The following is a 20,167-nucleotide window of genomic DNA, read 5'->3' as shown; positions in this document are numbered from 1 at the left end:
GTTTATGAAAAACAGGGACTTTGAAGCGTTATCCGCGTTCCTTGACGGCGAAACCAGCGAGCTGGAAAGCCGCCGGGTCATGCGTGATATGGACGAGGACGGTCTGGATGCCGTTTCGCGCTGGCAGCTGGCCAGTGACCTGATGCGCGGCCAGCCGAGCATGGCCGTGCCCGCCGGTTTCAACGCCGGGCTGTCTGCGGCCCTGGCCGAAGAGAGCCAGCCGGCCCGTCGACCCGCTTGGGTGGGTGGCATGGCGCGAGTGGCCGTGGCCGCTTCCGTGGCGGCTGCCACGGTGATCGGCTGGCAGGCCTGGGATAGCGGTAACGGATCCCTGGCTGAAGGCAAGCCGGCCGCGGTCATGGCCAGCGCCGACAACCGCCTGAGCCGCCCCTTCGGTGAAGCCTCGCTGGTGTCCCAGAGCTTCAACGGCAACGCCGCCGTGGCCACGCCGGCCACCGTGCGGGTGGATCAGCCACGGGTCAATGCCATGTTGCTGCGTCACAGCGAGTTTTCCGCCCGCCACAGCGGCCAGGGGATGATGCCCTTCGCGCGCCTGGTGAGCCTGGATGCCCGCCGCGGGGCCGAATAACGGATGCTGCGAGCGCTGGCCCTATCCCTGACCCTGTTTTTGCCGCTGGCGGTCAAGGCCGAGGCGCCTTCCGCCAGCGATTTGCTTCAGCAAATGGCCCATGCCAGCCGATCCCTCGATTACCAGGGGCGCTTCCTGTACCAGTTCGGTGCGGAAGTGAGCACCATGGATATCCGCCATGCGGTGATCGACGGTAAGGAATACCAACGTCTTACCCATCTTGATGGCCGTCTGGTCGAGGTGCTGCGTCGCGGCGACGAGGTGCTTTGTCTGCACCCGGATGGTTCACTGACCCGCCTGGCCCACGACCAGGGCGGCCCGTTCAACCTGGGCGAGCGCTTGGCCCGGGATGTGCCCGAGCAATACAACGTGCTGGTGGACGGCGACAGCCGTGTCGCCGGCCGGATAGCTACCGTGCTGCGGGTGGCACCGCTGGACACCCACCGCTATGGCTATCGCCTGTGGCTGGATGACGACAGCCACCTGTTACTCAAGTCCGAAACCGTGGATGGCAGCGGCGTGGCGCTGGAGCGGGTTGAGTTTGTCACCCTGGCGCTGGCGCCCAGGCTGAGCCAGTCCGATTTCGCCGCGCCGCCCTCAAGCCATGAAAATGCCCTGCAGGAAGTGCCGGGTAATACCCCGGACGCGCACCTGGCCCTGGAGGCCCAGTGGCTGCCAGGCGGGTTCGAGGCCATGCAGGAAGACTGGCGCCGCAGTGAAAAGAACCGTGCGCCGGTGGCCGCCCAGGGCTACAGTGACGGTCTGGCCACCTTTACCGTATTCGTGGAAGCCGTGTCCGACGGCAGCGTCGAGGAAGGGGTGAGCCGGGTCGGGCCGACCGTGGCGGTGAGCCGCCGTCTGACCGCGCCCAGCGGCGCCTATCTGGTGACGCTGGTGGGGGAGATTCCCCAGGCAACCGCGGAGCGCGTGATCGGCAACATCCGTGTGCATGACAATCGGCATTAGCCATGATTGAAGAGCAAGGCGTGGTGGTGGCCGTGGAGGCCGAGGCAGTCTGGGTGGAAACCCTGCGCGCGTCCACCTGCGGGGCCTGCCAGGCCCGTGCCGGCTGTGGCCACCGGCTGATCAACGAACAACAGAGCGGTCAGCGTGCTCGCCTGCGTGTGCCGGTGCCGGCACGACATACTTACCAGGTCGGCGACGGTGTGCGCCTGGGCCTGCCGGAAAAGGCGCTCATGCATGGTGCGCTGCTGGTTTACGGATTACCCCTGTTACTACTCTTTATCGGTGCATTGCTGGGCAGCAGTGTGCCGGTTACCCGGTTTGATGCGTCAGCGGTGGGCGGAATCGCCGGCCTGCTGACCGGTTTTGGCATCAACCGGTTTCTTTCCCGCCGCCCCGCGTATTCCTCTTCTTTTCAGCCCCGGGTGCTGGCGGTGTTGCATCATAACAATTGCCAGAACGTCACTATCCGTTCGGCACCCTGACAAAGGAGGATTTCATGGCGACGCCCCGTCATTTCGCGGCCATGTTGATGGTTGTGTGTTCCGTTTTTCTGGCTGCCTGCAGCCAGCCACATGAACAGAAAGCCGCCGATCAGCCGCCGCTGGTCACCGGCCTGCCGGATTTCACCAAGCTGGTGGAGAAGGAAGGCCCGGCGGTGGTCAATATCAGTACCGTCAGCCACATCGATGCCAGCGAGCAGCAGAAGCAGCAGGAACAACTGCGTCAGCAGTTGCCGGAGTTCTTCCGCCGTTTCTTTGACCAGTTCGGCGACCAGGGGCAGCCCTCCCAGCCCCAGGACCGGGAGATGCGCTCGCTGGGCTCCGGCTTCATCATTTCCAAGGACGGTTATGTGCTCACCAATAACCATGTGGTGGATGGCGCCGATGAAATCATGGTGCGCCTGCAGGACCGTCGCGAGCTGAAAGCCAAGGTGGTCGGCGCTGACAAACAGAGTGACCTGGCCCTGCTGAAGGTGGATGCCGATGACCTGCCGGTGGTGGATATCGGCTCGTCCGAAAAACTGAAGGTGGGAGAATGGGTGCTGGCCATCGGCGCGCCGTTCGGCTTTGACAGCAGCGTTACCGCCGGCATTGTCAGTGCCAAGGGCCGTAATCTGCCCACCGACAACTATGTGCCTTTTATCCAGACCGATGTGGCCATCAACCCGGGTAACAGCGGCGGGCCGCTGTTCAACATGAAAGGCCAGGTGGTCGGTATCAACTCCCAGATTGTCAGCCGCTCCGGGGGTTACATGGGGCTGAGCTTTGCCATTCCCATGGATATGGCCATGGATGTGGTCAAGCAGCTCAAGGAAAACGGCAAGGTGTCCCACGGCTGGCTGGGAGTGCTGATCCAGGATGTGGATCATGACCTGGCGGATTCCTTCGGACTGGACAAGCCCATGGGGGCGCTGGTGTCCCAGGTGTCGCCGGATTCCCCGGCCAAGAAGGCCGGCGTTCAGCCCGGTGACGTGATCGTGGCCTATGACGGCGAGGAGATTCAGCGCTCCTCGGATCTGCCCAAGCTGGTGGGTCGCACCAAACCGGACAGCAGTGTGAAGATGGAAGTGGTACGCAACGGCAAGCACAAGACCCTGGATGTGACCATCGGTCTGCTGCCGGATGACCCGCGTCTGGCCATGATGGGCGGTGACAAGGCCGCCAGCGGTCAGGCCCTGGGCCTGACCGTGCGTGCCGCCAGTGCCTCGGAATTGGCCAACCAGAACCTGGATAACGGTGTGGTGGTGACCGGGGTGGACGACGGCCCGGCCCAGGACATCGGCATTCAGGAGGGCGATGTGCTGGTATCCCTGAATAACCAGCCGCTCAAGGATGCGGACGGGTTTGCCAAGGTGGTCTCCAATTTGCCCGACAAGGGCACCGTGGCGGTGCTGGTCAGCCGTGACGGCAATGCCCGTTTCCTGGCCCTGAAGCTCAAGTAGTCCCGGCAGTCACGGCACACCGCAAGGTGTGCCGTGCAACCGACCCCCGATATCCGCTAGAATCGCGGCCCATCGTTTGCTTCTTTGGCGGCTATCTGTGACCGACATTACCCATATTCGCAATTTCTCCATCATTGCCCATATCGACCACGGTAAATCCACCCTGGCGGACCGCTTTATTCAGGTCTGTGGCGGGCTGAGTGACCGTGAGCTCAAGCAGCAGGTGCTTGATTCCATGGAGCTGGAGCGTGAACGGGGCATCACCATCAAGGCTCAGAGCGTGACGCTGTACTACAAGGCCCGCAATGGTGAGACCTACCAGCTGAATTTCATTGATACGCCGGGACACGTGGACTTCTCCTACGAGGTCTCCCGTTCCCTGTCGGCCTGTGAAGGGGCTCTGCTGGTGGTGGATGCGGCCCAGGGGGTGGAAGCCCAGTCTGTGGCCAACTGCTACACCGCCATCGAGCAGGATCTGGAGGTATTGCCGGTTCTCAACAAGATCGACCTGCCCCAGGCGGAGCCGGAGGTGGTGATCGACGAAATCGAGGAAATCATTGGCCTGGATGCGGTGGATGCCTGCCGGGTTTCCGCCAAGACCGGGGTCGGTGTGGATGAGCTGCTCGAGCAGCTGGTGGAAAGAATTCCGGCCCCGGAAGGGGACCGGGACGCAGACCTGCAGGCGCTGATCATCGATTCCTGGTTCGACAACTACCTGGGGGTGGTGTCGCTGGTGCGGGTCAAGCAGGGCGTGCTGAAGAAGGGTGACAAGATTCTGGTGAAATCCACCGGGCAGACCCATGTGGTGGATCAACTGGGTATCTTCACCCCCAAGCGGACCGAGACCAAGCTGCTGGAAGCCGGCGAAGTGGGCTGGGTGAGTGGCAGCATCAAGGACATTCACGGTGCGCCTGTGGGTGATACCCTGACCCTGGCCAAGACCCCCGATGTCAAGGCGCTGCCGGGCTTCAAGAAGGTCAAACCGCAGGTCTATGCCGGCATGTTCCCGGTCAGTGCCGATGATTATGAAGACTTCCGTGATGCCCTGGCCAAACTGACCCTCAACGATGCCTCACTGTTTTATGAGCCGGAGACCTCCGATGCGCTTGGTTTCGGTTTCCGGGTGGGCTTTCTGGGCATGCTGCACATGGAGATCATCCAGGAGCGCCTGGAGCGGGAATACGACCTGGACCTGATCACTACCGCGCCTACGGTGGTCTACGAGCTGGAGCTGGTTTCCGGCGAAGTGATTTACGTGGATAACCCCTCGAAGCTGCCGGAAGGCAACAAGATCGAGGAATTCCGCGAACCCATTGCCCGCGTCAATATCCTGGTACCCCAGGAGTTTGTCGGCAATGTGATTACCCTGTGTGTGGAACGTCGTGGCAACCAGATCAACATGCAGTACCTGGGCAAGCAGGTGGCGTTGACCTACGACATTCCCATGGCGGAAGTGGTGCTGGATTTCTTTGACCGCATCAAGTCCGTGAGTCGGGGCTTTGCCTCCATGGATTATGCCTTCGAACGCTTCGAAGCCACCAAGCTGGTACGGGTGGATGTGCTGATCAATGGTGACAAGGTGGATGCTCTGGCAATGATCTGCCATCTGGACCAGTCCGCTTACCGCGGCCGTGCGCTGTGCGAAAAGATGAAGGAACTGGTGCCCCGGCAGATGTTCGATGTGGCCATCCAGGCGGCGATCGGCAGCAAGATTATCGCCCGCCAGACGGTCAAGGCCCTGCGCAAGAACGTGACCGCCAAGTGCTATGGTGGCGACGTATCGCGCAAGAAAAAACTGCTGCAAAAACAAAAAGAGGGCAAGAAACGCATGAAGCAGGTGGGGAATGTGGAAATCCCCCAGGAAGCGTTCCTGGCCGTACTCAAGGTGGATGATTGACGGAGATACCCTTTGGATATTGATATTGGTTTCTGGTTGACCCTGCTACTGGCCGTCACCCTGGTGATCTGGGTGGCGGACAAGCTGTTCAGGCTCAAGGCAAAAAAAGGGCCGGTGGGCAGTGTGGTGGAAACCTCCAATTCCCTGATTTCGGTGTTTTTCGTGGTGCTGGTGATCCGCTCTTTTATTGTCGAGCCGTTCACTATCCCTTCCGGTTCCATGTTGCCGACCCTTCAGGTCCATGATTTTATTCTGGTCAGCAAGTTTTCCTACGGTCTGCGATTGCCGATCACCAATACCAAAATCATCGAGACCGGCGAGCCCAAGCGCGGTGACGTCATGGTGTTCAAGTACCCCAAGGATCGCAGTATCAATTTCATCAAGCGGGTGGTGGGTTTGCCCGGTGATCGGGTGGTGGTTCGTGACAATCAGCTCACCATCAATGGCAAGCTGGTGGCCCGGGATCTGGTCAACGAGAAGGAAGGCAATGGTATCTGGCACCGCGAGTATGTGGAGCAGCTGGGCCACGCCACGCACCTGATCTGGCAGCAGGGCCGCATCAACCCCTACACCGGGCAGAAGGTGATTCCATCGCGGACCCAGGGGGAGTGGATTGTGCCGGACGGCCATTACTTTGTGATGGGCGACAATCGTGATAACAGTAATGACAGCCGGTTCTGGGGTATGGTACCGGAGAAGCTGGTGGTGGGCCGGGCCTTCCTGATCTGGATGCACTGGGATGGCCTGACATCACTGCCGCATTTTTCCCGTAACGGGTCTATTGATCAGGTGGAGGCGAAATAAAATGACGACAATGCCCTCACGGCAGCGCGGTCTTTCCTTGATTGGCTGGGCGGTGGTTATTTTGGTAGTTGTAGTTTTGGGCACCGCGGCTTTCAGAATGGTGCCGGCTTACATGGAGTACAGCACCATCAGTACGGCTATCAATTCTGTTCTCAATGACAGCCGTACGGCGATGATGTCGCCGTCGGAAATACGCACTTCGATTGACAAGCGCTTTACCATCAACCAGGTGGATGCAATCAAGTCCGATGATCTGGTTATCAGTCGTGAGGGCAGTATGCTGACCATTGCGACCGATTATGAAGTACGCGAGCCCCTGTTCTATAACGTCAGTGTCGTGATGGACTTCAAACACGAGTTCAAGAAAGACATTCGCCAGTGAACGGATCGCTTGATCGACTGATGGCTGCTATCGGCTATACCTTTGCCGACAGCGGCCTGCTGGAGCTGGCGCTGACCCATCGCAGCGCCAACCGCCGTTTCAACAACGAGCGGCTGGAGTTTCTGGGTGACGCCCAGCTCGGGCAGATTATTTCCACCACGCTGTTCAACCAGTTTCCGGAGGCTACCGAAGGGCAGCTGACGCGTATGCGTGCTTCCCTGGTGCGTGGCCAGACCCTGGCGCTGGTGGCTCGTGATCTGGGGCTCGGTGAGTATCTGGTGCTGGGGGGCGGTGAGCTCAAGAGTGGCGGCTTCCGTCGCGAGTCAATTCTGGCGGATGCCCTCGAAGCGGTGATCGGGGCCATGCTGCTGGATGGCGGTGAAGCCCCCTGTCGCGAGGCCGTATTACGGCTGTTCCGTGACCGCCTGGCGGTGATTACCCCGCAGACCGCCCAGAAAGATGCCAAGACGCGTTTGCAGGAGTGGCTGCAGGCGCGCAAGTTTGAATTGCCGGAGTATCAGGTGGAGTCGGTTCAGGGCCAGGCGCCCAAGCAAACCTTCGAGGTCTCCTGCGCCATGCAGCAGGTACAACAGACATTCAGCGCCCAGGGTGCCAGCCGGCGCAAGGCGGAGCAGCGTGCCGCCGAGCAGGCACTGGACTGGCTGGAGCAACAGTATGACTGAATCCCCCAAGACCTCCCGTTGCGGGCTGGTGGCCATCGTCGGGCGACCCAATGTGGGCAAGTCCACCCTGATGAACCACCTGATCGGCCAGAAGGTGAGCATTACCTCGCGCAAGCCGCAGACCACCCGTCACCGCATCCACGGCATTCTTAGCCGTGATCATTACCAGATGGTGTTTGCCGATACTCCGGGTATCCATACCGGCCAGGAGCGGGCCCTGAACCGGGCCATGAACGAGGCGGCCATTTCGGCGCTCAGCGGCGTGGATGTGATCTGCATGATGGTGGATGCCCTCAAGTGGACGCCGGCGGATGAACATGTGCTGTCACTGTTGCCGCAAAAGCCAGAGGCGCCGGTACTGCTGATCATCAACAAAGTCGATAATCTGGACGACAAAAGCCAGCTATTGCCGCATATCCAGGCGCTCAGCGAGCGTTACCCCTTCGATGCGGTGGTGCCGGTTTCCGCGTTGCGCGAGAAGAATCTGGAGGAGCTGGAGCAGGCACTGGTGGAGCGCCTGCCGGAAGGAGACTTCTGGTATGACGAGGACCAGCTCACTGATCGCAGCCTGCGTTTCATGGCCGCGGAGATCATCCGCGAGAAAGTGGTGCGGCAGCTGGGCCAGGAAGTGCCCCACCAGGTCAGTGTGGAAGTGGAACTGTGGGAAGATGGCCCGCGACTGACGGAAATTTCTGCCGCGATCCTGGTGGAACGGCGTGGCCAGAAGAAGATTCTGATCGGTGACAAGGGCGCTCGGATCAAGCAGATCGGCACCCAGGCCCGGGAAGACATTGAACACCTGATTGAGCGCAAGGTGATGCTCAATCTGTGGGTGAAAATCAAGGAAGGCTGGTCCGACGACGCCCGCGCCCTGCGCTCGCTGGGTTATGACGAGCCGCGCTGACGCTTCCCTGACCCCTGCCTGGCTGCTGCACCGGCGGCCTTTTCGCAACACCAGCCTGACGGTGGAGCTGTTTACTCCCGACCACGGCCGCATCGGCGCTGTGGTGCGTGGCGGGCGTCGTGACCCCCTGATGGCACCGTTCGTGCCCCTGTGGGCAGGATTGCGACGCAGCGGCGAGCTTTATACGGTGACCCAGAGCGAGCCCCGGGAAGGGCGTCCCCGCCTTGCCGGCAAGGCGCTGTACTGTGGATTTTATGTCAACGAGGTGCTGACCCGCGTTCTGCACCGGGATGATCCGCAGCCGGCGCTATGGCCTCTCTACGAAACCACCCTGGCAACCCTCTCCGAGCCACTGCCGCTGGATGTGATCCTGCGGCGCTTCGAGCTCGGGCTGCTGGAGCAAATGGGCTATGGTATTGCCCTGGACCGGGATGCCCTTGGCCAGCCGTTGGCGGCGCAGGCCTGCTACCGTCTGGACCCGGAGCAGGGGCTGTTGCCGGCCGCCGACGGTTATCTGGGGGCGGATCTGCTGGCCGTGCATCATGGTGAGTGGAATGCGCCGGCCCGTCGGGCGGCGCTGCAACTGTGCCGGCATTTACTGGCCCCTCACCTGGGCTCCCGGCCCCTGAAGAGCCGGGAGCTTTTCCGTGAAAATCGCAACTGACAGGACAGAACCATGGGACGTGTATTACTGGGTGTAAATATTGACCACGTGGCGACCTTGCGCCAGGCCCGCGGCACCCGGTATCCGGAGCCGGTGCAGGCTGCACTGGTTGCCGAACAGGCCGGTGCCGATGGCATTACCGTGCATCTGCGCGAAGATCGCCGCCACATCAATGACCGGGATGTGGAATTGCTGGCCCAGACACTACAGACCCGCATGAATCTGGAAATGGCCGCCACCGAGGAAATGGTTGCCATTGCCTGCCGGATTCGCCCGGCGCATTGCTGCCTGGTACCGGAAAAACGCGAAGAGCTGACCACCGAAGGTGGACTGGATGTGATGGGCAACCAGGACTGGATTGCCCGTTGCTGCAAGACCCTGGGTGAGGCGGGCATTGAAGTGTCGCTGTTCATCGACGCGGATGCGGCTCAGATTCAGGCCGCCAGTGACTGTGGCGCGCCGGCCATTGAGATCCACACCGGCCACTACGCCGATGCCACCGACGCCGAGCAACAGGCACGTGAGCTGGCCCGTATCCGCCAGGCGGTGGAGCAGGGCAATCAGCTGGGTCTGGTGGTCAACGCCGGTCATGGCCTGCACTATCACAACACCCAGGCGATTGCCGCCATCGACGGCATCAACGAGCTGAACATCGGTCACGGCATCATTGCCCGGGCGGTGATCAGCGGGCTTGATGAAGCCGTGCGTCATATGCGCCAACTGATTGAACAGAGCCGCTGACCGCGGCTGCCGGATAAATCAGGAGGCATCCGCCTGCGCACCGTGGTCGCCGGGCAGCGCCTTGCCAGCCTGCCATTGCTCCAGGGCACAGATTTCATCACACAGGGCGGTAACCAGTGCCGCCTGCGACGGGCTGTCGGCACCGGTTTTCAGTGCCTCTTCCAGGGCTCGGGCGGCCTGTTCCAGTCGTGGTGTGCCGCAGTAGCGAGTGGCACCATGAAGCTTGTGAACGCGCTCCAGCAATTGCTCCTGGTCGCCCTGGTCGAAGGCCGTGGAAATGGCCGGGCGATCGTCCGCCAGGCTGGCCAGCAGCATGCGCAGCATTTCGTCTGCCAGTGCCTGGCGGCCGCCGGCGCGCTGGCGGGCCAGGGCCTCGTCCACCACCCGGTCGCCGACACTGGGCGCGGGAGCCTCTGGTGCCGGGGTGTCTGTGTGTTGCAAGACCCACTTGTCCAGCGTGTGACGCAGCTGATTTTCGGTGATCGGTTTGCTCAGATAATCATCCAGACCGCTGCTTAGCAGTTCCCGGCGTTCACTTTCCAGGGCGTGGGCGGTCAGGGCAATAATCGGGGTGTGGCGGCCTGCAGGTTCCAGTTCTCGCAGGCGCGCGGTGGTTTCCCGGCCATCCATGCCCGGCATCTGAATATCCATGAACACCAGATCGAAGGTCCGCCGCTTGAAGGCCTCCAGGGCGCCGGCACCGCTGTCACAGGCCTCTACCCGGGCACCGATATCCTCCAGAAAAACCTGGGCCAGACGCAGATTGCCGGGGTGGTCGTCCACCAGCAGCACTTCCACCGGTCGTGACAGGGGGACGGCCTGTTCAGCCGTTGGCGAGCTTTGTGTCTGACCGGATACGGTCAGCAGACCATTGAACAGTCGCCGCCGGGTGGCGGGTTTGCTTTGCACCAGGCAGTGCTCCTGCACCCCCAGGGCGGCACAGGTGGATTCCGCGTTGTTGCAGAGAATCAGCATGGGAATGTGATGCTCTGCCAGCGCGGAAAGCTTCTCACGGATGGCGACATCGGCGGCTTCCCGGTTGGACAGACCGATTACCAGATAGTCAGGGGGGGAGTCCTGTTCGGCAAGTGCCTGTATCAGTGGCTCAAGGCCGGTGTATTCCTTGACCGCCATTTGCCAGTTGCTGAGCATGTGGTAGATACCCAGCCTTGCATATTCATCGCTTTCCACCAGCATGACCCGGCGGCCGATCAGGCCCTCAATGTCCGGTTGCGGGCGCGGTTTGGGATCACGCTCCACCCGCAGGGTGAACCAGAAAGTGGCGCCTTCGCCCTGGCTGCTGTCGATGCCGATTTCACCGCCCATGCTTTCCACCAGGCGCTTGCTGATGGCCAGGCCCAGGCCGGTGCCGCCGGTTTCCCGGCGTGTGCTCTGGTCCGCCTGGGTGAAGGCGCTGAACAGGTTTTTCTGCGCTTCGTTGCTCAGGCCGCTGCCGGTGTCGGTAACCGTGACCTTGAGGATGGCTTCGGCGCCGCGTTCTTCTTCCACCATGGCCCGTACCACCACCGAGCCCCGTTCGGTGAACTTGAGGGCGTTGCTGACCAGATTGGTCAGCACCTGGCGAACGCGAAGCGGGTCACCCAGCAGGTCCACCGGTACATCCGAATAGATGATGGCCGCCTGTTGCAGGTCCCGGTCCTGGGAAAGCGGTGCCAGCAGGGTCTGCACTTCCTCGATCAGGTCATGCAGGTTGAAGGGGATGTGTTCCAGCGACAGTTTGCCCGCTTCGATCTTGGAGAAGTCGAGTACGTCATTGATGATCGACAGCAAGGAATTGCCACTATTCTGGATGGTGTTGAGATAGTCCTGCTGACGGGCGTTGAGCGGCGACTTTTCCAGCAACCGCGTGAAGCCGATGATGGCGTTCAGCGGTGTGCGGATTTCGTGGCTCATGTTGGCCAGGAATTCGGATTTGATCTGACTGGCCTTGAGGGCCTCCTTGCGGGCCATGTCCAGCTCGATGTTCTGAATTTCGATGGTTTCCAGTGTTTCACGCAGATCCTGGGTGGCCTGGTCCACGTTCTCCTGCAGCTCGGCCTGGGCATTGTCCAGGGACGTGACCATTTGCCTCAGGGCGGCTTCCAGCTCCGCCAGTTCGCCGCTGGCGCGGGTTTCAATGCGGATGTCCAGGTTGCCATCGCGGATGCGATTAACCGCGCCGATCATGTCATTGATCGGCTGGGTGAGCCGGCCGGCGAAACGGGTGGTGGGCAGCATGGCGGCCAGGATCAGGCCGAGCATGACCAGAATCAGGGTAATCAGGGTTTCCAGGATCGCCACGTACTGGCTCTGCCGGGAAAACTCCACCGTCAGGGTACGGCCATTGTCCAGTGGACGAATAAGCTGCCAGCTGGTGTCGGTGGTCAGGCGTCGCACGTCGTTAAGGTGGCTGTTGCCGTTCACCGGACGCAGCCGCGGGCCGGCATGCAGCCCCGGGTGGCCGGCCGTCTCGCTGATGGAGGCAGCACGGACATCGGTTTCTTCCAGAAGCGCCTGCAGCAAAGCCTGCAACTGGGCATCGCTGGCACTGGCGTCATGGCTGTTGATGCGCGCCGCATAGCTGTCGGTGATCAGTTGCTGACGCTCGGCGGTCATGGCGCGCACATCACTGATGCGGCTGACAGTGGCATAGCCGCCAATGACCAGTGCTGCCAGGACGGCGGGCAGGGCGGTCATTATCATCAGCCGGGTGCGCAGACGGGTGCTGGTCATGGTTCCCCAAATTCATTACTGTTTTTGGCCATTATGCCCACGTTTGCGCTGTCGGGGCCATGGTTGGGATGCTCCGCTAACCGGGGCTGCCCCCGGTTCTGACAGCCTGTGGCGCGGCGCGCCGGGCGTTATCGGCGCCGGCTTTACGGTACAATGCCTGTCATGACCTACAACACCATTGAAAACACCGTGGGGAATACCCCGCTGGTTCGCCTGCAGCGTCTGCCGGGCGACACCTCCAACACCATTCTGGTGAAGCTGGAAGGCAACAATCCGGCCGGATCGGTCAAGGATCGCCCGGCCCTGAACATGATCAGCCAGGCGGAAAAGCGCGGCGACATTCGCCCCGGCGATACTCTGATCGAAGCCACCAGTGGCAACACCGGCATTGCGCTGGCCATGGCGGCCGCCATGAAAGGCTACAGGATGCGCCTGATCATGCCCGCCAACCAGAGCCAGGAGCGTCGCGATGCCATGGCCGCCTATGGCGCCGAGCTGATTTCCGTGAGCCAGGAAGAGGGCATGGAAGGGGCTCGGGATCTGGCCCAGGCCATGCAGGCCCGCGGTGAGGGTCGGGTGCTGGATCAGTTTGCCAACCCGGACAACCCCCTGGCCCATTATCACTCCACCGGCCCGGAAATCTGGCGCGATACCGCAGGCCGTATTACGCACTTTGTCAGCTCCATGGGGACCACCGGCACCATCATGGGTTGCAGCATGTACCTCAAGGAACAGAACCCGGATATCCAGATCGTCGGGTTGCAGCCCACCGAGGGCTCGCAGATTCCCGGCATTCGTCGCTGGCCCAGGGAATACCTGCCCAGCATCTACGACGATACCCGCGTCGACCGGGTCATCGACATGGCCCAGGCCGAAGCGGAAGACACCATGCGCCGGCTGGCCCGGGAAGAGGGCATCAGCTGCGGGGTGTCCTCCGGCGGCGCCGTGGCCGGCGCCCTGCGCCTGTCCCGGGAGCTGGAAAATGCCGTGATCGTGGCCATTATCTGTGACCGTGGCGACCGCTATCTGTCCACCGGCGTGTTCCGCGCGTAACACCTGACAGGGAAGAGAGAAGCCAATGAATGTTCTGGTCTTTGATATCGAGACAATTCCCGATCTGGAAGGCGGCCGTCGCCTTTATGATCTGGACGGGCTGAGCGACAAGGATACCGCCAGTGCCCTGTTTAACCTGCGCCGCCAGGAGAACGGCACGGAATTTCTGCGTTTGCACCTGCACCGGGTGGTGGCGATTTCCGTGGTGCTGCGCTCCGCCCAGGGCCTCAAGGTCTGGTCTCTGGGGGACGAAGACAGCAGCGAGAAAGAGCTGATCGAACGTTTCTATGACGGTATCGAACGTTTCACCCCGACCCTGGTGAGCTGGAATGGCGGCGGTTTTGACCTGCCGGTGCTGCATTACCGGGCGCTCAAGCATGGCGTGGTGGCCCGCCGTTACTGGGAAACCGGCAACGAGGACACCAGCTTTCGCTTCAATAACTACCTGAGCCGTTATCATCAGCGCCACACGGACCTGATGGACATGCTGGCGCTCTACAATGCCCGCGCCAATGCACCGCTGGACCAGATCGCCACCCTGCTGGGCTTCCCCGGCAAGATGGGCATGAGCGGGGCCAAGGTGTTTGATGCCTTTCAGGATGGTGATATCAAGGGCATCCGCGACTATTGTGAAACCGACGTGCTCAATACCTGGCTGGTTTACCTGCGCTTTCAGCTGATGCGTGGCGAGCTGGACGCCACCGGCTACGAGCAGGAGCTGGCGCTGGTGCGCGACACGCTGAAAGAGGGCGGTCATGCCCATTTCCAGGCCTTTCTGGAGGCCTGGCAGGGCGCTTAGCGACCTTCAAGCGTTCACAAATCTGACGTCGGGCGTCTGAGGCGATACAATCCGCTCCCGAATCGGCATCCGGGCCCCGGCCCGGCTGCCTGCATCCAGGATTATCGAGACCCCCATGGCAAGACGTCGCAAGCAGCTCCCGGAGACTCCGGAACCCGCCAGCATTGAATCCCTCAGCCATGACGGCCGCGGTATCGCGCGCCGTGATGGCAAGACCACCTTCATCGATAACGCCCTGCCCGGCGAAGAGGTGATGTTCAAGTTCACCTATATGCGCCGCAAGTTTGATGAGGGCCGGGCGGTGGAAATCGTCTCCCCATCGGCGGACCGGGTGGAGCCGCCCTGCATCCACAGCAACCTGTGCGGTGGCTGCAGCCTGCAGCACATGAACCCGCAGACCCAGATTGCCCGCAAGGAAGCGGTGCTGCGTGAGCAGCTGGAGCATTTTGGCGGCCTGCAACCCAGGCAGTGGCTGGCGCCCCTCACCGGCCCGGTAACCGGCTACCGGGGCAAGGCACGACTGGGGGTCAAATACGTGGAAGCCAAGGACGAAACCCTGGTGGGCTTTCGCGAAAAGCGCAACAGCTTCATTGCCCAGCTGACCACCTGCGAAGTGCTGGTGCCGGATGTGGGCCATCGCCTGACAGCGTTGCGGGCCTTGATCCACGGCATGGAAAGCCGCACGCGGATCCCGCAGATTGAGGTGGCTGCCGGTGATGATCAACTGGCGCTGATTATCCGTCACCTGGACCCGTTGCCAGAGGCGGACCAGCAGGCATTGATCGATTTCTGCCAGTCGCTGGGCTGGCACTGCTACCTGCAGCCGGGTAACGAGAGTACCGTGCACCGGGTGTGGCCCGGGGAAGGCGAGGAGCGCCTCTACTACCGGCACCCGGAAGCCCAGGTGGAGCTGGCTTTCCACCCCACGGATTTCACCCAGGTGAACAGTGTTATCAATCGCAAGATGGTGCCGTTGGCACTGGATTTGCTGGATATCGGCCCGCAACACACGGTGCTGGATCTGTTCTGCGGGCTGGGCAACTTCACGGTGCCGGCGGCACGGCGGGCGGCACAGGTGACCGGCGTGGAAGTCAGCCAGGCCATGGTGGAGCGCGGTTACGAGAATGCCCGCCGCAACGGCCTGGAAAACCTGGATTTTCATGCCTGGGATCTGAGCCAGGATGTGGCCGGGCAGCGCTGGGCCAATCAGCAGTATGATCGTATTCTGATTGACCCGCCGCGCACCGGCGCGCTGGAGATGGTGAAGCTGATGCCCCGGTTTGGTGCGGAAAAGATCGTTTATGTGTCCTGCAACCCGGCGACACTGGCCCGTGATGCCGGCGAACTGGTGGCGGCGGGCTACCGTCTGGATGCCGCTGGCGTGATGGACATGTTCCCGCATACCACCCACGTGGAATCGATTGCGGTATTCAGCAGAAAAAAGAACAAGGGTTAGCAACCTGCTCTCGCTTCCGTTGTCGGAGGAGCGCGAACAGGCAGTAAGGAGAGACCGGTGAGCCACAATCAGAGCGTACAGAGGGACGGGACACCATGGTAACCGTGCGTCGCCAGCCCGCTGCCGGTGCCGCCGGGCACTGGCGTGAGTGGCTGGAGCAGCTGGATGGGCGTCAGCCGGTCAAGGACAAGGCCTTGCTGGCCAGCGCCTGTGAGCGTGCCGAGCAGTGCCAGCTGGCCGGTGAGGCGGCCGGGCGGGTCTGGCCCTATGGCAAGGGCTGCCTGGATATCGGCATGGAAATGGCGGAAGTGCTCACCGAACTGGGCGCGGATGCGGATGCCCTGCCGGCGGCGGTGCTCTACCGGGCCGTGCGCGAGGGCCAGTTATCGCTGCTGGAAGTGGAGAAGGAATTCGGCGGTGCGGTGGCCAACCTGATCGAGGGGGTGCTGCGCATGGCGGCCATCAGCACCGCCCTCAACCCCACACGCAAGGCGGTGCTGGGTCAGCAGGATGGCCAGCTGGACAACATGCGCAAGATGCTGGTGGCCATGGTCGACGATGTGCGTGTGGCGCTGGTCAAGCTGGCCGAGCGGACCGTGATCATCCGGGCGGTGAAGGAATCCGATCCGGAGCGCCAGCGCAAGGTGGCCCAGGAAATCTTCGACATCTATGCCCCCCTGGCCCATCGCCTGGGCGTAGGCCAGCTCAAATGGGAGCTGGAAGACCTGTCATTTCGTTACCTGCAGCCCGGTGCCTACAAGAAAATCGCCAGGCTGCTGGACGAAAAGCGGCTGGATCGGGAGCACTATATCGAGAGTGTGCTCGAACAGGTGCGTGGTTATCTGGAGCGCAACGGTATCCACGGCGCTGAAGTGCATGGACGCGCCAAGCATATCTACAGTATCTGGCGGAAGATGCAGAAAAAGCATCTGGAATTCGGTGAAGTCTATGATGTGCGCGCGGTGCGCATCCTGGTGCCGGAAGTGCGTGATTGCTACGCCGCCCTGGGGATTGTCCACTCGCTGTGGAAACATGTGCCCAAGGAATTCGACGATTATATCGCCAGCCCCAAGGAAAATGGTTATCGCAGCCTGCACACCGCCGTGGTGGGCCCCGAGCGCAAGATGCTGGAAGTCCAGATTCGTACCTTCGACATGCACGAAGAGGCGGAACTGGGTGTCTGCGCCCACTGGCGCTACAAGGAAGGCAGCAAGAAAGGCCGTGAAGGCGTTACTGATTACGAGCAGCGCATTACCTGGCTGCGGCAGGTCCTCGAATGGCATGAGGAGCTGGGCGAGGACAGTCCGGATGCCATGGTCGATGAACTGCGCCACGGCCTGATCAGCGACCGGGTCTACGTATTCACCCCGGATGGCCATGTGGTGGACCTGGAAGCCGGCGCCACGCCGGTGGACTTTGCCTACCACATTCATACCGAAGTGGGGCACCGCTGCCGGGGCGCCAAGGTCAACGGCCATATCGTGCCGCTCAACTACACCCTCAACACCGGTGAGCAGGTCAGTATCCTCACCGCCAAGGAGGGCGGCCCCAGCCGTGACTGGATGACGCCGTCGCTGGGCTATGTGGCCACCTCCTCGGCGCGGGCCCGAATCCATCAGTGGTTCAAGCGCCAGGACCGGGATGTGCATATCAGCCAGGGCCGCTCCATCCTGGAGCGCGAGATGTCGCGCCTGGCCATGGACAAGGTGGATCTGGATGCCCTGGCGCCTCACCTGAACCTGAAGAGCGGGGATGATGTGTTGGCGGCCCTGGGCGCCGGCGACCTGCGCCCGGGGCATGTGATGAACCAGGCCCAGGCGTTGCAACCGGACAGTCCCCAGCAGGAGCTGGACTTCGTCCCGGCCAAGCCCAAGGCGTCCACCAGCGGCGATATAACCATCCAGGGGGTGGGCAACCTGCTGACCCACATGGCTGGTTGTTGTCAGCCAGTGCCCGGTGACCCGGTGATGGGCTTCATTACCCATGGCCGCGGTGTCACCGTTCACCGGGCGGATTGCCCGCAACTGCTGGCCATGCAGGGCGAGGATCCGAGTCGGGTTATCGAGGTAAGCTGGGGCGAAGCGGATCGCATCACCTATCCGGTGGATATTTTCCTGCGTGCCTGGGATCGCCAGGGCCTGCTCAAGGACGTGATCGCGGTGCTGGCCAACGAAAAGGTCAACGTCACCGCCGTGCATACCCAGTCCCACCAGGACGACAACACCGCCACCATGCTGCTCACCCTGGAAATCGCCAGCCTCGGCAACCTGGGTAAGGTGCTGGCCAAAATGGACCAGCTCAAGGGTGTGCTTGAGGTGCGGCGGTACAAGAAATGATTAAAGGCAATTGATAATTGAGAATGGATAATTGATAACTCCGCAGTATGGGACGGGATATTCTTGCAGTCAGGAAGCCGCGATTGGGCCATGTACGCGGCTTCTGATCTATAAAAACTGATTACGCCGATCGCGACGTTATCAATTCTCAATTATCCATTATCAATTCACCCCCTCGTTTTGCTTACCAGCATGGCCGCCACCAACAGAGGAAAGCATGTCCAACATCGAAACCCTCTTGTCCATCATGGCTCGTCTGCGCGACCCGCAGTCCGGTTGTCCCTGGGATATCAAGCAGGACTTTGATTCTATCGCCCCCTATACCATTGAGGAGGCCTTCGAGGTGGCCGAGGCGATTGCCCAGCGTGATTATCCGGAGCTGAAGGAAGAGCTGGGGGATTTGTTGCTGCAGGTGGTGTTTCACTCGCAAATGGCGGCCGAGCAGGGCTTGTTTGCGTTTCAGGATGTGGTGCAGACCCTCAATGACAAGATGGTGCGGCGTCATCCCCACGTGTTTGGCGAGGCCAGCGCGGATGACGAACAGACGGTGAAAGCCAACTGGGAGCAGATCAAGCAGCAGGAACGCGCCCGCAAGGGGCGCGATCATGACAGTGCCCTGGACGGGGTGCCCGCGGGGCTGCCGGCCTTGCAGCGGGCCGCCAAGTTGCAGAAGAAAGCCGCCCGGGTGGGCTTTGACTGGCCGGATACGGCCCCGGTGCGAGAACAGGTCGACCATGAGCTGGCCGAGCTGGATGAGGCGTTGCAAAACGGTCACAAAGACGCCATCGAAGACGAGTTTGGTGACGTGCTTTTCACCCTGGTCAACCTGTCCCGGCACCTGAAAATCGACCCGGAGCAAGCCCTGCGCAGGGCCAGCGCCAAATTCGAAAAGCGCTTTCGGATCATGGAGAAAGAGAGCACCAACTCATTGAAAACAATGGACTCCGGCGCGCTGGAAGCGGCCTGGCAGGCCGCCAAGAAATCCCTTCGGTGACCTGCTTGCCCCCCGTCAGGTTCCTGTGAAATAAAAAGTTCACATAAGAGAAACTTTTCCGTCATTCACTCTCCCCATACTTCGCCACCAAGCAGTAAACGAGACCTCTTGGTGACTGGGGGCTCAATCACGCTGTTGCTTTGCACATACGAATGCCTGATTGAAGGAGTGTTGGAATGAAAAAGAATTTGCTTGCGATCGCTGTGGGGGCTGCCGTTGCTTTTCCTGGCCTGGCCCTGGCCGATGGCCCGACTGTCTACGGTAAAGTTAACATCTCCCTGGAAAACGAAAACTACGACCCGGCTCCCGCCGCCCCGAACAACGACGATCAGTGGCAGCTGCAAAGCAACGCCTCTCGTCTGGGCGTGAAAGGTGACTTTGACCTGGACGTCGGTGACCTGAAAGCCATCTACCAGGCTGAGTTTGAAATCAGCGTTGATGACGGCGACAACAAGGGTCAGACCTTCACCCAGCGTAACATCTTCGGTGGTTTCGAAGGCGGTTTCGGTACTCTGAAAGCCGGTATGTTCGATACCCCGACCAAGGTTGCCCAGGGCAAGGTTGACCAGTTCAACGACCTGGACGGCGATATCAAGAACGTGATGGCTGGCGAGAACCGTGCCAAGAACATCATCCAGTACAGCACCCCGAAACTGGCTGACATCGTTACCCTGAACGCCGCTTTCATCCCCAACGAAGACCAGAACGACTTCGATAACGACGGCGAAAACGAGAACGGCCTGGCCGACTCCACCTCCATCTCTCTGGTGGCCCAGTCCGGTATGTTCTACGGCGCCATCTCCCACGACACCGACATCCAGGACAGCCTCAAAGCTGACGCCCAGACCGGTTTCGGTACCCTGGACATCACCCGCGTTGTCGCTTCCGTGACCCCGGGCGACCTGGAGCTGGGCGCTATCTACCAGATGGCTGAAGAGTCCGAAGGTGACGGCGAAGACACCTCCTACGTGGTAAGCGCTGCCTACAAGATCGACCGTATCAAGCTGAAAGCGCAGTACGGCATGGCAGAAGCTGACACCACCGACGAGGAAGTGACTCAGTACAGCCTGGGCGCAGACTACAAGCTGGCCAAAGCCAGCAAAGCCTACCTGTACCTGTCCCAGCTGGAAAAAGACGTGGCTGACACCGAGAAGCGCACTATCGGTATCGGCGTAGAACACAAGTTCTAAGACAATAATAAGGCAGGCGGGGCATGCCCCCCCC

18 protein-coding genes are annotated in these 20,167 nt (G+C 61.3%); 17 read left to right on the top strand and 1 reads right to left on the bottom strand.

What is annotated here, in order from left to right; translation table 11 throughout:
* The first annotated feature begins 4 nt into the window (after positions 1-4).
* The 11 genes from A11A3_RS11335 (at position 5) to pdxJ (ending at position 9,572) form a co-directional block, all read left to right on the top strand.
* Positions 5-589, top strand: coding sequence for a sigma-E factor negative regulatory protein (locus A11A3_RS11335; protein ID WP_008929439.1), 585 nt, complete (start codon positions 5-7; stop codon positions 587-589).
* A gap of 3 nt (positions 590-592) precedes the next feature.
* Complete coding sequence (locus tag A11A3_RS11330; RefSeq protein ID WP_008929438.1) at positions 593-1,555, top strand: MucB/RseB C-terminal domain-containing protein; 963 nt, start codon at positions 593-595, stop codon at positions 1,553-1,555.
* A gap of 2 nt (positions 1,556-1,557) precedes the next feature.
* Positions 1,558-2,037: a SoxR reducing system RseC family protein gene (locus A11A3_RS11325; protein ID WP_008929437.1), complete on the top strand. Its 480-nt coding sequence runs from the start codon at positions 1,558-1,560 to the stop codon at positions 2,035-2,037.
* Positions 2,038-2,051: 14 nt separating this feature from the next.
* Positions 2,052-3,497 carry a DegQ family serine endoprotease gene (locus A11A3_RS11320; protein WP_008929436.1) on the top strand — a complete coding sequence of 482 codons (1,446 nt, stop codon included), beginning with the start codon at positions 2,052-2,054 and terminating at the stop codon, positions 3,495-3,497.
* A 97-nt stretch (positions 3,498-3,594) separates the two neighbouring features.
* Positions 3,595-5,394, top strand: a complete 1,800-nt coding sequence (lepA, locus tag A11A3_RS11315) for a translation elongation factor 4 (protein ID WP_008929435.1) — start codon at positions 3,595-3,597, stop codon at positions 5,392-5,394.
* Positions 5,395-5,406: 12 nt separating this feature from the next.
* Positions 5,407-6,198: a signal peptidase I gene (gene lepB, locus A11A3_RS11310; protein ID WP_008929434.1), complete on the top strand. Its 792-nt coding sequence runs from the start codon at positions 5,407-5,409 to the stop codon at positions 6,196-6,198.
* 1 nt (position 6,199) lies between these two features.
* Positions 6,200-6,580: a DUF4845 domain-containing protein gene (locus A11A3_RS11305; RefSeq protein ID WP_040297086.1), complete on the top strand. Its 381-nt coding sequence runs from the start codon at positions 6,200-6,202 to the stop codon at positions 6,578-6,580.
* The gene (gene rnc / locus A11A3_RS11300; RefSeq protein WP_040297084.1) at positions 6,577-7,263 is read left to right on the top strand and encodes a ribonuclease III; all 687 of its coding nucleotides are present in this window, start codon (positions 6,577-6,579) and stop codon (positions 7,261-7,263) included. Before A11A3_RS11305 ends, rnc begins: the two co-directional genes overlap by 4 nt.
* Positions 7,256-8,167 carry a GTPase Era gene (gene era, locus A11A3_RS11295; RefSeq protein WP_008929431.1) on the top strand — a complete coding sequence of 304 codons (912 nt, stop codon included), beginning with the start codon at positions 7,256-7,258 and terminating at the stop codon, positions 8,165-8,167. The genes rnc and era overlap by 8 nt, the downstream gene beginning before the upstream one ends.
* Positions 8,151-8,831, top strand: a complete 681-nt coding sequence (gene recO / locus A11A3_RS11290) for a DNA repair protein RecO (RefSeq protein WP_008929430.1) — start codon at positions 8,151-8,153, stop codon at positions 8,829-8,831. The genes era and recO overlap by 17 nt, the downstream gene beginning before the upstream one ends.
* A 12-nt stretch (positions 8,832-8,843) precedes the next feature.
* A complete protein-coding gene (pdxJ, locus tag A11A3_RS11285) occupies positions 8,844-9,572 on the top strand; it encodes a pyridoxine 5'-phosphate synthase (protein WP_008929429.1) in 729 nt (242 codons plus the stop codon).
* An 18-nt stretch (positions 9,573-9,590) separates the two neighbouring features.
* Here the strand turns inward: pdxJ and A11A3_RS11280 are convergent, their stop codons facing one another.
* Positions 9,591-12,305: a response regulator gene (locus tag A11A3_RS11280; protein ID WP_008929428.1), complete on the bottom strand. Its 2,715-nt coding sequence runs from the start codon at positions 12,303-12,305 to the stop codon at positions 9,591-9,593.
* 162 nt (positions 12,306-12,467) lie between these two features.
* On the opposite strand from A11A3_RS11280, the gene cysM reads away from it, so the two are divergent.
* From cysM to A11A3_RS11250, 6 genes are all read left to right on the top strand, one after another.
* Positions 12,468-13,358, top strand: a complete 891-nt coding sequence (gene cysM, locus A11A3_RS11275) for a cysteine synthase CysM (protein ID WP_008929427.1) — start codon at positions 12,468-12,470, stop codon at positions 13,356-13,358.
* A 25-nt stretch (positions 13,359-13,383) separates the two neighbouring features.
* Positions 13,384-14,157 (top strand): 3'-5' exonuclease, encoded by a 774-nt coding sequence (locus A11A3_RS11270; protein WP_008929426.1) that lies wholly within the window; start codon positions 13,384-13,386, stop codon positions 14,155-14,157.
* Positions 14,158-14,272: 115 nt separating this feature from the next.
* Positions 14,273-15,613, top strand: coding sequence for a 23S rRNA (uracil(1939)-C(5))-methyltransferase RlmD (gene rlmD, locus A11A3_RS11265; RefSeq protein ID WP_008929425.1), 1,341 nt, complete (start codon positions 14,273-14,275; stop codon positions 15,611-15,613).
* A 95-nt stretch (positions 15,614-15,708) separates the two neighbouring features.
* The gene (relA, locus tag A11A3_RS11260; protein WP_008929424.1) at positions 15,709-17,949 is read left to right on the top strand and encodes a GTP diphosphokinase; all 2,241 of its coding nucleotides are present in this window, start codon (positions 15,709-15,711) and stop codon (positions 17,947-17,949) included.
* Between the two features lie 217 nt (positions 17,950-18,166).
* Positions 18,167-18,943: a nucleoside triphosphate pyrophosphohydrolase gene (gene mazG, locus A11A3_RS11255; protein WP_008929423.1), complete on the top strand. Its 777-nt coding sequence runs from the start codon at positions 18,167-18,169 to the stop codon at positions 18,941-18,943.
* Between the two features lie 176 nt (positions 18,944-19,119).
* A complete protein-coding gene (locus tag A11A3_RS11250; protein WP_008929422.1) occupies positions 19,120-20,133 on the top strand; it encodes a porin in 1,014 nt (337 codons plus the stop codon).
* The last annotated feature ends 34 nt before the right edge of the window (positions 20,134-20,167 follow it).

It is taken from the genome of Alcanivorax hongdengensis A-11-3 (assembly GCF_000300995.1).
In the GTDB taxonomy this organism is placed as follows: Bacteria; Pseudomonadota; Gammaproteobacteria; order Pseudomonadales; family Alcanivoracaceae; genus Alcanivorax; species Alcanivorax hongdengensis.
The sequence above is the reverse complement of the archived record's forward strand: the minus strand, read 5'-3'. Positions and strand labels throughout refer to the sequence as shown.